The 13,289-nt window shown below is 68.5% G+C and carries 11 protein-coding genes; 9 read left to right on the top strand and 2 right to left on the bottom strand.

Annotated features, from left to right (window positions below; all coding sequences use genetic code 11):
* Window positions 1-69: 69 nt before the first annotated feature.
* Complete coding sequence (locus Q7C18_RS13635) at window positions 70-996, top strand: hypothetical protein (protein ID WP_311025845.1); 927 nt, start codon at window positions 70-72, stop codon at window positions 994-996.
* A 50-nt stretch (window positions 997-1,046) separates the two neighbouring features.
* On the opposite strand, the gene Q7C18_RS13630 is transcribed toward Q7C18_RS13635, so the two are convergent.
* On the bottom strand, window positions 1,047-1,988 hold the full coding sequence (locus Q7C18_RS13630; RefSeq protein WP_311025844.1) for a hypothetical protein: 942 nt from the start codon (window positions 1,986-1,988) through the stop codon (window positions 1,047-1,049).
* A 65-nt stretch (window positions 1,989-2,053) separates the two neighbouring features.
* Window positions 2,054-3,268: an MFS transporter gene (locus tag Q7C18_RS13625; RefSeq protein ID WP_311025843.1), complete on the bottom strand. Its 1,215-nt coding sequence runs from the start codon at window positions 3,266-3,268 to the stop codon at window positions 2,054-2,056.
* A gap of 77 nt (window positions 3,269-3,345) precedes the next feature.
* Here Q7C18_RS13625 and Q7C18_RS13620 point away from each other — a divergent pair, with 77 nt between their 5' ends.
* The 8 genes from Q7C18_RS13620 to Q7C18_RS13585 all read left to right on the top strand — a co-directional run bounded on the left by Q7C18_RS13620 (window position 3,346) and on the right by Q7C18_RS13585 (window position 13,276).
* Window positions 3,346-4,761 (top strand): phosphomannomutase/phosphoglucomutase, encoded by a 1,416-nt coding sequence (locus tag Q7C18_RS13620; RefSeq protein WP_311025842.1) that lies wholly within the window; start codon window positions 3,346-3,348, stop codon window positions 4,759-4,761.
* A 108-nt stretch (window positions 4,762-4,869) separates the two neighbouring features.
* Window positions 4,870-6,402 (top strand): OFA family MFS transporter, encoded by a 1,533-nt coding sequence (locus Q7C18_RS13615; RefSeq protein WP_311025841.1) that lies wholly within the window; start codon window positions 4,870-4,872, stop codon window positions 6,400-6,402.
* 292 nt (window positions 6,403-6,694) lie between these two features.
* Window positions 6,695-7,696, top strand: a complete 1,002-nt coding sequence (locus Q7C18_RS13610; RefSeq protein ID WP_070160311.1) for a DctP family TRAP transporter solute-binding subunit — start codon at window positions 6,695-6,697, stop codon at window positions 7,694-7,696.
* A 2-nt stretch (window positions 7,697-7,698) separates the two neighbouring features.
* Window positions 7,699-8,202, top strand: coding sequence for a TRAP transporter small permease (locus tag Q7C18_RS13605; protein ID WP_070160328.1), 504 nt, complete (start codon window positions 7,699-7,701; stop codon window positions 8,200-8,202).
* Entirely contained in the window at window positions 8,199-9,668 is a 1,470-nt protein-coding gene (locus Q7C18_RS13600) for a TRAP transporter large permease (protein ID WP_070160310.1), read from the top strand. The genes Q7C18_RS13605 and Q7C18_RS13600 overlap by 4 nt, the downstream gene beginning before the upstream one ends.
* A gap of 2 nt (window positions 9,669-9,670) precedes the next feature.
* Window positions 9,671-10,447 (top strand): SDR family NAD(P)-dependent oxidoreductase, encoded by a 777-nt coding sequence (locus Q7C18_RS13595; protein WP_237089934.1) that lies wholly within the window; start codon window positions 9,671-9,673, stop codon window positions 10,445-10,447.
* A gap of 49 nt (window positions 10,448-10,496) precedes the next feature.
* A complete protein-coding gene (locus Q7C18_RS13590; protein WP_311025840.1) occupies window positions 10,497-11,666 on the top strand; it encodes a thiolase domain-containing protein in 1,170 nt (389 codons plus the stop codon).
* A complete protein-coding gene (locus tag Q7C18_RS13585; RefSeq protein ID WP_311025839.1) occupies window positions 11,663-13,276 on the top strand; it encodes an AMP-binding protein in 1,614 nt (537 codons plus the stop codon). The genes Q7C18_RS13590 and Q7C18_RS13585 overlap by 4 nt, the downstream gene beginning before the upstream one ends.
* The last annotated feature ends 13 nt before the right edge of the window (window positions 13,277-13,289 follow it).

Genomic DNA, 13,289 nt, shown 5'->3' with positions numbered 1-13,289 from the left:
GTCCGGGGGATGCTGGCACACTGGTGTCCAGCGGCCGACCACACCGGTCCAGGACCTACGGAGGGGACGATGTCAGACGCACCGCACGATCCGCGCCGATCGGGTGAGCCCGAGGAGTTCGGCTCCGGGCCGCACTATCCGTCCCCGCACAGCCACGCGCCGTACGACCCGTCCCCCTACGAGGCCGCCCCTCCCGGGCCCGTGGGTCATGACCACAGCCGCCACCCCGGCCAGGATCCCGGCCAGGATCCCGGCCAGGATCCCGGCCAGGAACCCCGCTATCCGACGCCCCATGACCCGCACGCTGACTGGTCCCGGCACCCCTCTCCGACACCTCAGGGCCACTCCACCGCTCCGTCGGGAGGCGGACCTGGGGACAGCGCGGGGCAGCCCGCGGGATACGGGTACGGCTATGCCGCCGGTCAGCCCACCTGGGGCGGTCATACCCCCGGCCAGCCCGCCTGGGGCGGCTACGTCCCAGCCCCGACTCCGCCCACCGGCCTGGGCGTCACCTCCATGGTCTTCGGCATCATCGCCCTGCTGCTGAGCGTCCTCCCGCTCATCGGACTGCTCAGCCTGCTTCTCGGCCCCCTGGCGGTCATCCTGGGCATCATCGCGATCATGCGCCGCAACGGGCGCGGGTTCGGCATCGCCGGGCTCATCACCGGTGCACTGGGGACCGCCATCTCCCTCGCGGTGCACATCATCAGCGGCATATTCATCACCGCCATCTTCGAGGAGGTCGATCTGCTCCAGGAGAACCTGGTCGAGGACGCCGACCAGCACGAGGAGGCCCCGCTGGAGCCCGCTGAGGACGACGGCGGCGGCCCCGCCGACCTCCTGCCCCAGGATGTGCTCGACGACATCGAACAGCAGATCGAGGACGCCGATGCCGACGACGTCCGGCAGCTGCTGGAGCAGTGGGGCAGCGAGATCGACGAGGAGGAGCTGGAGCGCCTGCAGCGAGAGCTCGAGCAGCAGCTCTCCGGCGACTGAGCTCGCCGCCGGTCCAGACCTGTCAGCGCCGGCGGATCAGCTCCGGCAGGTCAGCTCTGATCCTTGAACACCACCAGGAACTTATGTGCCTCTTCCTGGGTGAGCGGCGAGTGGTCCGCCAGCAGCGTGGCGGCCTCGTCCACGTGGTCGTCGCGCAGCAGAGCATAGAGCTGGTCATGGACCCACGGCTCGAGGTCCTCGTGGGACAGCGTGATCTTCTCATCTCCGCGCTGAACCTCCAGGTGGAACCCCGCCAGCTCCTGATCCTCCTGGGCCCAGTCCTCCGGGATGGTGAGCTCCTCGTCCAGGGAGAAGCCGGACTCCTCCATCAGGCGGCGTGCCTTCGCGTCCACCTCATCCTCGCCGGCAGACTCGGCGGAGGCGGCCGACGCGGCCGAGTCCGCGGACCCTCCGGAGACCGCTGAGCCGTGCGGATCCGTCATCCGGGGGCGGCCGCCGGGGATGTCCGGCACGTCCTGGCTGTTGTCGCCCAGGATCTCTCCGGTCTCCGGGTCGGCCTCGGCGATGGGCCCCTCCTCCAGGCCGGCCTCGTCGCGGACCCCGTCGATGACGTCCTCGACGTACTCGCCGTCGTCTGCGCTGGCGGCAGATCCGGCAGGCGAGGCGGCCGAGGAGGCCGTGTCCGAGCCCGGGGCCGGTGCCCCGCCGTCCAGCTCCTCCTGGAGACGCAGCTCCGACGGGGAGGCCTGCGGGTAACGATGCAGGGCCTGCACCGCGATGATGCAGTCCTTCACCGGTGCCCCGGTGGCGTGCTTGAACAGCGCCAGGGCCCGTTGCCCATCGTCGGCGGCGATGGCCTGATAAACCTCGCGATGCTGCTCATCGGTGAGCACCTTCGCCGCCATCCGGGCGTTCTCCGGGGTGACGGCCTCATTGATCCGCTTGTTCAGGCGCTGCCCCTGGCGCTGAAGGAGCAGGCGGATCCCGAGGAACAGCAGGACGGCCAGTGCGATAACTGCGAGAAACTCCACACGGCCAGTCTAGGACAGGCACCTGGACGGTGTCTGCGGGGTCACATCCGGTGCCGTGGCTGCGCTCAGTCCCGCGGAAGCACCAGGGCCGCCGCCGCCGTCGCCACGGCGACCAGCGCCAACACCATGCCCACCGTCCCCGGCCATCCGGCCAGGTGGAGGAAGGTGCCGCCCAGGAATCCGAACACCGAGGACCCGGCGTAGTAACCCAGGTTGTACAGCGACGCCGACTGGGCCCGCCCCGCCACAGCGGACGCGCCGGCCCATCCGGCTGCCACCGCGTGGGCGCCGAAGAACCCGGCGGTCAGCACCACCATGCCGAGGATCACGACCGGCAGGCTCGGCACCAGCGTCAGCAGCACCCCGGAGGTCATCACCGCGTTGCCCAGCAGCAGCACTGACCGACGCGAACGCCGGGCCGCCAGCCGACCGGCCCGCGGCGATGACCAGGTGCCGGCCAGGTAGGCCAGGAACACGAAGGAGGCCAGCCACACCGGCAGCTGGAACGGCGGCCCCGCCAGTTGGAAGCCCAGGTAGTTGTACATCGCCACGAAGCCGCCCATGGTGAGGAAGCCTTGGAGGTAGATGACCCACAGGGCCGCCGAGCGGAGGTTGCCGGTCAGCGCGGCCAGCGCCTCCCGGATGCGGCTCCGGCGCGGGGTGAAGCGCACCGCCGGAGGCGCCAGCCGCAGGAACGCCACCACGCACACCACCGCCAACGCCGTGACGGCGAGCATGCCGAGGCGCCATCCCAGCTGCTCCCCCACCGGAGCCGCCACCAGCCGCCCAGTGAGTCCGCCCACTGTGGTGCCGGAGATGTAGGTGCCCGCGGCCACCGCCGCGGCCCGCGGGTGGACCTCCTCGCTGAGATAGGCCACCGCCAGCGCCGGGACTCCGCCCAGCATGAGCCCTTCCAGGAAGCGCACACCCAGCGCCATCCAGAACTCGGGCACGACGACGGCGGCGAGCGCGAACAGACAGGCCAGTCCGACGGCCCAGCCCATGGCGGGCTTCCTCCCCTTCGCGTCCCCGATGTAGGACCAGGGGATCACGCCCAGAGCCAGCCCGAGCGTGGCGGTGGAGATCATCAGGGCGGCCTGGTCGGCGGAGACGCCCTGATCGGCGGCGATGACGGGCAGCAGTCCCTGCGGGGAGTACAGCTGGGCGAAGGTCGCGACGCCGATGACGAACAGGGCGGCCAGCAGGCGGCGGTAGGCGGGTGTCCCGGGCTCCGCACCGGAACGGTCCGGGCCGGGGGCACGGGCGTCGTCGGCTGTCACTCATCTCACTGTACGCCGGGCGACCTGACCCCGGTGGGAGGAGCCGATCTGTGACGGCACTGGCTTACGATGATCTGGTGAGCATCGATCTTTCCGCCTCCTTCAAGGCCTATGACGTCCGCGGTCTCGTCGGCGAGACCATCACCGAAGACTCAGTGCGGGCGGTGGGCGCCGCGTTCGTGGACGTGCTGGACCTCGCCGGCCGCCAAGTGCTGGTGGGAGGGGACATGCGCCCCTCCTCCGAGGCCTTCGCAGCCGCCTTCACCGAAGGCGCCCGGACCCGTGGCGCCGACGTCGTGCAGCTGGGCCTGATCTCCACGGACATGCTGTACTTCGCCTCCGGCACCCTGCAGGCCCCGGGGGTGGTGTTCACCGCCTCCCACAACCCGGCGGCCTACAACGGGATGAAGATGTCCCGCGCCGGTGCGGTGCCGCTGTCCGCGGACACCGGGCTGCTGGAGATCCGTGACGCCGCCCAGGCGTACCTGGACGCCGCCGGCTGCGCGGGGGTGACGATCCCGACCGCCGGGCGGATCGGCTCCGTGGAGTCGGCCGACCAGCTGACCGGCTATGCGGAGTATCTGCGCTCCCTGGTGGACCTCTCGGGGGTCCGGCCCCTGAAGGTGGTGGTGGACGCCGCCAACGGCATGGCCGGGCTGACCACGCCCGCCGTGCTGGGCGACCAGATCCTGCCGACACTGCCCTTGGAGATCGTGCCGCTGTACTTCGAGCTCGACGGGACCTTCCCGAACCATCCGGCGAACCCGCTGGAGTCGGAGAACCTGCGGGATCTGCAGGCCGCGGTGCGGGAGCACGGGGCGGACATCGGACTGGCCTTCGACGGCGACGCCGACCGGTGCTTCGTCATCGACGAGCGCGGCGAGCCGGTCTCCCCCTCGGCCGTGACGGCACTGGTGGCGCGCCGGGAGATCGCCCGGGCCCGCACCGAAGGTGAGCAGACCCCGGTGATCATCCACAACCTCATCACCTCCCGGGCGGTGCCGGAGCTGGTGGAGTCCGCAGGAGGCCGTGCGGTCGAGACCCGCGTGGGACACTCCTTCATCAAGGCGGTCATGGCCGAGGAGCAGGCCGTGTTCGGCGGGGAACACTCGGCCCACTACTACTTCCGGGACTTCTTCAACGCAGACACCGGCATGCTCGCGGCCATGCACGTGCTGGCCGCCCTGGGGCAGCAGGAGCTCCCACTGTCCGAGCTGGCGGCCGAGTACAACCCCTATGCGGCCTCCGGCGAGATCAACTCCGAGGTCGAGGACAAGCAGGCCGCCGCCGAGCGGGTGCTGGCGGCATTCGCCGACCGAGACGCCGTCGTCTCCCACATGGACGGCCTGACGGTCCGCGCCGAGGACGGCACCTGGTGGTTCAACCTGCGCCCGTCCAACACGGAGCCGTTCCTGCGCTACAACGGCGAGGCGCACAGTACCGAGGTCATGGAGGCCGTGCGTGACGAGGTCCTGGGCATCGTCCGGGGCTGAACCGACTGTCAGGGCCATCTCCGGGTCACACCTGTTGACAGAATCAACGGATCGGGGCGTACCATCGCTCAGGTTTCATGATCTGCAGCACACGTCCCGGGAGGTCCCATGTCCGTCGCCGTCGCTGAGCGGTCCGCGTCCCTGCAGCGGATCACCGCCGGCCCAGGGTTCAACCGGTGGCTCATCCCACCGGCGGCGCTGTCCATCCATCTGTGCATCGGCCAGGCCTATGCCACCAGCGTGTACAAGACCTCGTTGGTGGCGCATTTCGAGACCAGCCTGACCGCCGTCGGGGTGATCTTCTCGCTGGCGATCGTCATGCTGGGCCTCTCCGCGGCGATCTTCGGCACCTGGGTGGACCGCAACGGGCCCCGGCGGGCCATGATCGCCTCGGCAGTGTGCTGGGCCACCGGGTTCTTCGTCGGAGCGGCCGGGATCCTCACCTCGCAGCTGTGGCTGGTCTATCTCGGCTACGGGGTGATCGGCGGCATCGGGCTGGGCATCGGCTACATCTCTCCGGTCTCCACCCTGATGAAGTGGTTCCCGGACCGCCCGGGACTGGCCACCGGGATGGCGATCATGGGCTTCGGCGGCGGAGCGATGATCGCCAGCCCCGTGTCCTCCTCCTTGCTGAGCCTCTACGACCCCGCCTATGACCCCGCCACCGGCGTGTATTCAGGGACCGCCGTCGCAGGGCTGTTCCTGACCCTCGGCGCCGTCTACCTGGCGGTGATGCTGTTCGGCGCCTGGTTGGTGCGCGTGCCCGCGCCCGGCTGGACGCCCGAGGGCTACGATCCCTCGCGGGAGAAGAGGAAGGCGCTGGTGACCAGCGGGCACGTCACAGCGAATCGGGCGCTGCGGACTCCGCAGTTCTGGCTGCTGTGGATCATCCTGTTCTGCAACGTCACCGCCGGCATCGGCATCCTGGAACAGGCAGCCCCCATGATCCAGGACTTCTTCCGCTCGAACGGGACCACGGTGATCGCCGGTGCGGCGGCCGCCGGATTCGTCGGCTTCCTCAGCCTGACGAACATGGCCGGCCGCTTCGTGTGGTCCTCCACCTCCGACCTCGTGGGCCGGAAGAACATCTACATGCTCTACCTGGGCGGCGGCGTGGTGCTCTACACCCTGCTGGCACTCCAGGGATCGGGCTCGGTCATCCTGTTCATCCTGCTGGCCGGCATCATCCTCAGCTTCTACGGCGGCGGCTTCGCCACGATCCCCGCGTATCTGCGCGACCTGTTCGGCACCCTGGAGGTCGGGGCCATCCACGGGCGGCTGCTCACCGCCTGGTCCTGCGCCGGCGTGATGGGCCCGCTGATCATCAACGGCTTCCTGGACGCCCGAGGTGAGCCCGGGAGCCTCACCGCCGCGGACTACCGGCCCGCCCTGCTCACCATGGTGGGACTGCTGGTGATCGGACTGATCGCCAACATCCTGGTCCGTGCCGTCGACGAGAAGCACCACGTCAGTACGTCTTCCGGGGACCCGACGACGACGGCCCACGACTCAGCGACACCGATCATCGAGCCGGCCGGAGCCCCGCGAGTGCCACTGTGGCTGCCCTGGACCGTCGTCGCGATCCCCCTGGCCTACGGGGTGCTGCAGACGGCGATCAACGCGCTGGGGCTGTTCGCCTGAACGGAGCGCAGCCTCCCTTCGAACCCTGCGTCCCCGTCGGTTTCGTTCGTCCCCCGGGTATTCCCCCATGTCCTGAGACTTCACACCCGGGTATTCCCCCAGGACGGACGAAGCCGATGGGGACGAAACGGTCGGCGAATCAGGATGGGCGGATCGACAGGGCTGCCGGGACGGGCCCAGTCCGATACCCCTCGTGGACCACCCAGAGATCGTCTTGACTGGTATTACCAGATGTGACAGCCTTCACAGTCAGGGACGTGTCCCAGTTCACATCTGCGCCTCAGGGGGACCCATGAAGACGATCGCTCGACTCACCGCCGTGACGGCAGCCGGCTGCCTGGCCCTCACCGCCTGCGGCGACGGCACCGCAGACGGAGAGGACTCCTACAGCTGGGACTTCACCATCACCACGAGCGAGACCTCCACCTGGTATGAGGCCGCCGAACATTTCGCGGACGTCCTCGACGAGCGCTCTGACGGACGGATGCAGGTGACGGTCCACGCCAATGAGCAGCTCTCCGGCGGCGACCCTGCAGCCGGCGTCGAGCAGCTGATGAACGGGGACAAGGCCTTCTCGTACAACTCGACCATCATCTATGACGGACTCGACTCCAGGTTCAGCGCCATCAACGCGCCCTTCCTCTACGACGACTACGAGCAGGCGGAAGCCACCATCGAAGCCAGCGCCGGAGCAGCCTACGAGGAGATCAGTAGGGAGCTCGGAGTGGAGATGCTGGGCTTCGGCGAGTCCGGCTTCCGCCAGCTCACCACCACGGACACCGAGGTCACCAGCCCGGATGACCTGACGAACCTCGTCGTGCGCGTCCCTGGCTCCGGCCTCTTCCTCGACATCTTCAACGAGCTCGGGGCGGACCCCACCACCATGAACTTCGCCGAGGTCTATACCTCCCTGCAGACCGGCACCATCGACGGCCAGGAGAATCCCTTCGACGTCATCTACTCCAGCGGGCTCCAGGAGGTGCAGGGGCACCTGAGCATCTGGAACTACGTCTACGATCCTCTGATCCTGGGCATGAACGCTGAGCTCTTCGACTCCCTCAGCGCCGAGGATCAGCAGATCGTCCAGGAGGCCGCCACCGAGGCCAACGAGCTGCAGATCAGCCAGAACCGTGAACGGGAGGCCGAGCAGCTCGAGGAGCTGAGCGAGGACATGGAGATCACCGAGCTCAGCGAGGCCCAGATCCAAGTCTTCCGCGACGCGATGGAGCCCGTCTACGACGCCCACGCGGACAGCTGGACCGAGGAACTGCTCGACGCCGTCCAGCCGGAATGACCATGGTCGACGCCGTCCTCACGAGGGTGGAGAACACGGTCATCGTCCTGGCCTTCATCACGATGACCGGGGTGTACTTCGCCAATGTCGTCAGTCGCTACTTCCTCCACGGCTCCCTGGCCTTCACCACCGAGATCGTCGTGAATCTCGCGGTCCTGCTGACGATGGTCGGGGCGGCCGCCGGTGTGAGGCTGGGCACCCATCCCGGCTTCGATCTGCTCCCCGCCATGGCCACGGGAGTGCTCCGCACGTCTCTGATCGCCCTGATCGCGGTCGGCACGTTGGTCTTCTTCCTGGTCTTCCTGTGGCTGGGTTGGGAGATGACGTCCCGCCAGATGGCTCAGGGGCGGGTCACCCCCGCGCTCGGGGTTCCCCAGTGGGTCTTCTCCATGGCGCTGCCCGTGGGCGCCGCACTCGGTGCCGTCCGGTCGGTCCAGGCAGGAGTCATCCAACTGCGCCGCGCGGCCGCGTCGTCTCAGGCCGAGGGCAGGGAGGTGCTGCCGTGATCGAGCTGATCCTGGTCGGCAGCTTCCTGGTGCTGGTCTTCCTCGGGATGCCCATCGCATTCTCCATGGGCCTGTCCGCCGTCATCGCGATCCTCTATGCTTCCGGCGCCCACGCGCTGAATCCGGCAGCCGGCGTCATGTACGCCTCTCTGTCCTCGGAGACCCTGCTGGCGATCCCGTTCTTCATCCTCGCCGGTGTCATCATGGAGCTCACCGGCATCTCGACTCGTCTCGTCGAGCTCGCGGATCGCTGTGTGGGCCATCGCAAAAGCGGCCTCGCACTCACGGCGATCATCGCTGCTCTGCTGTTCGCGGCGATCTCCGGCTCGGGCCCCGCGACCGTCGCGGCGCTGGGGGCCGTGCTGATCCCTGCGCTGGTGAAGCACGGCTACTCGAAGCGACACGCCGCCTCGCTCCTCGCCAGCGCCGGCGGCATGGGCATCGTGATCCCCCCGAGCATCGCGTTCATCGTGTTCGCCGTCGTGGCGAGCGACCACGAGCGGGTCTCCATCAGCAGGCTGTTCATGGCCGGCGTCGTCCCTGGAATTCTGATGGGGCTGGCGTTCTATCTCGTGGCCCGATTCCTCCCCCGGCAGTTCGAGAGTCTGCGCGACACAGCCGGTGAGAACCTGAGCCGCGGTGCAGCGCGTCTCGGCGCGGTCCCTGCGTCGACCACTGGTCACGACCGACAGTCAGCATCTGGCTCTCCCCAAGGCGACCACGCCACCGAAGGCATCATCACCCTCGAGGACACGGTGGATCCTGATGCCGACGTCGGCCGGCGGACCGACCGTGCTTCCCTGCGTGAGATCCTCCAGGCCTTCCTACGGGCGATACCCGGCCTGCTCGTGCCCGTCATCATCCTCGGCGGCATCTACGGGGGAATCTTCACGCCGACCGAATCCGCTGCGGTGGCCTGCGTCTACGCCCTGCTGGTGGGCCTGGTGGTCACCCGGGATCTGAGACTGGCCGACGTGCTGAAGGTCTTCACCACCGCAGGCGTACAGTCCTCTCGCATCATGATCATCGTGGCCGCCGCCTCCCTCTACGCCTACGTCATCACCAGCAACCGCATCGCGGCCCGCGTCTCCGAGTCGCTGCTGTCCCTGACCACCAACGTCATCCTGCTGATCCTCCTGATCAACGTCATCCTGCTCATCGCGGGGATGTTCCTCGATGCAGTCTCCGCCTTCTACCTGCTGGTCCCCCTGCTGGTCCCCGTCCTGCTGGAACTGGGAATGGACATCACGACCATCGGTGTCATGATGACGATCAATCTCGCCCTGGGGCTCGTCACGCCTCCGGTGGGAGTCAATCTGCTGGTCGCAGGAAGCATCGCCAAGATCAGCTACGCGGAGGCCACACGCGGAGTCTGGCCCTTCCTCGGCGCCGGACTGGTCGTCCTGATGCTCGTGACCTTCATCCCTCAGCTCAGCAACTGGCTGCCCGACCTTCTGGGAGTCTGACCATGAACACGCCACAGCCCAGCCCCGTGCGGATGCGCGAATTCGAGGACCAGGTCTGCCTGGTCACCGGCGGCGCGCGAGGCATCGGCCGGGCCGTCGTCGATGAGCTGCTCTCCCGAGGGGCCCAGGTGAACGTGCTGGACATCGCGGGCGCTGAAGACGCCGCTGAGTCGCTCGGACCCCGAGCCACCGGCTGGTCAGTCGATGTCAGCGACCGCCGTCAGGTCCACGAATGCGTCGACGCCGTCGCCCGCGAGCACGGACGGATCGACGTCGTCGTCAACAATGCGGGCACTGCGGCCCGCATCGACCTCGAAGCGATGGACGACGCGACCTGGGCCCGCGACCTCGACACCAACCTCACCGGCACGTACCTGATGACGCAGGCGGCGATATACCCCCATATGCGGGACCGACGATACGGGCGGATCGTCAACATCAGCTCCATCTCGGGGATCATGGGCGGCCCGTTCTCCTCGGGCGCAGGAGGAGGCCGCTCCGGTCCCGCCTACGCCGCCTCCAAGGGCGGCATCATCGCGTTCTCGAAGTGGGTGGCCAAAGAAGTGGGCTCGCTCGGAATCACCGTGAACTCGGTGGCCCCCGGTCCGATCGCCACCGCCCTGACCCAGGACGTCGACTATCCGCTCGACCACCAGGCTGTCCCACGCATGGGCACGCCGGATGACATCGCAGCCGCCGTCGCATACCTCGCATCGCCCCGCGCCGGTTTCGTCACCGGTGAGACTCTGAAGGTCTGTGGAGGATCCGCGATCGGCTGACCGTCCGCCCGCACACCGGCACCGCGCATCATGGAGAAGGGACCGTCCGATGGCCTCACCACCACATCTCATCGGCTGGGCGCACACAGCATTCGGCAAACATGCCGATGTCGACCTGGAATCACTGATGGCTGAGGTCAGCACCCAAGCGATCACCGATGCCGGGCTGGAGACCACCGACATCGACGCCGTCAGCGTCGGCGTCTACAACAACGGGTTCTCTCGCCAGGGCTTCGAAGCCGCGCTCGTCGGCGCAGGCGAACCGCAGCTCGCCAGCATCCCCGCCACACGCTCCGAGAACGCCTGCGCCACAGGAGCGGCGGCCCTGGTCGCGGCCATCGAGAAGATCGAGGCGGGGCGGGCACGTGCTGTACTCGTCGTCGGTGCGGAGCGGATGACGGCGACGCCGGGTCCCGAGATCCATGACATCCTCCTCTCATCCGCTCACCGCCGGACCGAAGAATCGGCGGGAAGCTTCGCGGGAATCTTCGCGCAGCTGGCGGATCTCTACGCTGAGACGTTCTCCGACCCCCGTGAGGCGATGGCACGGATCGCGGCGAAGAACCACCGCAACGCCGTCGACAACCCGTGGGCTCACCTCCGACGCCCCCTCGACCGTGAATTCTGCGCTACTGAGTCTCACGCCAACCCCAGCGTGGTCGGACGCCTGCTGCGGACAGACTGTTCACTCGTCTCCGACGGAGCAGCCGCGGTGGTGGTCGCCTCGGCGGACGTCGCCCGCCGGGCTCGCCGAGCCGTGCGCTTCCGCGGCCGCGCGCAGGCCAACGACCATCTGGCGCTGGCCCGCCGATCCGATCCTCTCGAGTTCGCCGGCGCAGGGGCTGCCTTCCATGGAGCCCTCGCGGAGGCCAGAGTGTCCGTAGGCGGGCTGGACCTGATCGAGACGCATGACTGCTTCACCATCGCCGAGCTCCTGCAGTACGAGGCCTTCGGCATCGCTCCGCGAGGACGGGCCGGCACGGCCCTGGCCGACGGGCTGACGGACCGCGACGGGCCGCTGCCGGTCAACCCTTCGGGCGGCCTCAAGGCGAAGGGCCACCCGATCGGCGCCACAGGGGTCTCGCAGCACGTCATGGCGTCGCTGCAGCTGACAGGAGAGGCCGGAGCCATGCAGATCGCGGACGCCGGGGTCGCCGCGGTCTTCACCATGGGAGGTTCGGCGGTCACGAACTATGCCTCCGTCTTGGAGGCAGTATGAGCGGAGTGGCCCCGGAGGCCCGCGCGGTCAATCTCTCCCACGCCTTGACTCAGATCGCCCGTCGACTTCCGGCCCACGACGCGATCATCCAGGGGGACGATCGTTGGAGCTGGCAGGAGCTCGACGCGCGGTGCTCCGCCGTCGCCGAGGAGCTGGCCCGCCGCGGCGTAGGCGCAGGCGACTGTGTGATGCTCGACGGGCCCAACTCGCCGGAGTACATCCAGGCCATGTATGGCGTCTGGCGGGCGGGAGCCACCGTGGCGCCGGTGAACTCGCGGCTGCATCCCGCGGAACTCGCCGGGCTGGCCGAGGTCTGCCAGCCGACCCTGATGATCGCGCATTCCTCGACGGCCACGCATGTCGCCGCAGTCCGCGCCGCCGTCCCCGGGCTCCAGCATCTCTGGCTCGACGACGGTCCGACGGAGGAGCCGGACGGGCGCCCGGAGAGCGAGGCGCCGCAGGACGGCACGCTGCAGCGGATGACCCGAGCCCGAGGACGCGTCGTCGACAGCCCTCGGGAGCGCGGAGACCATGCCTGGTACTTCTTCACCTCCGGCACCAGCGGCAGGTCAAAGGCGGCGGTGCTCTCCCACGACCAGCTCGGATTCGTCGTCACCAACCATCTGGCAGATCTGATGCCGGGCCTCATCGCACAGGACCGCTCGATCGTCGTCGCGCCGCTGTCCCACGGCGCCGGGATCCACCTGCTCTCCCAGGTGAGTCGAGGCGCCGCCACGGTGCTGCCGACGTCCCCGCGCCTGGACGCCGCTGAGATCTGGAAGCTGGTGGAGCGGGAGAAGGTCACCAACACCTTCACCGTCCCCACGATTCTGAAGCGTCTGGTGGAGGCGCCTGAAGCCCGCTCGCGGGACCACTCGAGTCTGCGACATGTCATCTACGCCGGCGCTCCCATGCCCTCTCCGGATCTCGCCACAGCTAGGGAGACTCTCGGTGACGTCCTCGTGCAGTACTACGGACTCGGCGAGGTCACGGGGAACATCACGGTCCTTCCCGCTGATCTCCACGATCACCCTTCTCCTCCAGGGGTCCCCTTCTCGACGTGCGGGCTGCCACGCACCGGGATGGAGATCAGCGTGCAGGACGACGACGGCCGCGCCCTGCCTGCTCTGGAACCGGGAGAGATCTGTGTGGCGGGCCCCGCCGTCTTCGCCGGATACCTGAACAACCCGACCGCCACCCGCGACGCCTTCAGGAACGGATGGTTCCGCACCGGCGATGTGGGACTGCTCGACGAATCCGGTTTCCTGTTCCTCACCGGTCGGGTCTCCGACATGTACATCTCGGGTGGCTCGAACATCCATCCGCGGGAGATCGAAGAGCACATCCTGCAGCACAAGGACATCCGGGAGACGGTGGTCCTGGGCATGCCTGATCCGGAGTGGGGCGAGGTCGGCGTCGCCGTCTGCGTCCGCCGAGCCGACACCCACCTGACAGGGGCCGAACTCCGCGACTGGCTGCGGGAGAGGACGGCACGCTACAAGGTGCCGCGTCACGTGGTCTTCTGGGAGGACCTGCCACGTTCCGGCTACGGGAAGATCGTCCGGCGGACCGTGCGGGAGAAGCTCCTCCTCGAAGGCTTCAGCCCGTGACTGGTGTCCCCCT

It is taken from the genome of Nesterenkonia sp. CL21 (assembly GCF_031705515.1).
Classification (GTDB): domain Bacteria; phylum Actinomycetota; class Actinomycetes; order Actinomycetales; family Micrococcaceae; genus Nesterenkonia; species Nesterenkonia aethiopica.
The sequence above is the reverse complement of the archived record's forward strand: the minus strand, read 5'-3'. Positions and strand labels throughout refer to the sequence as shown.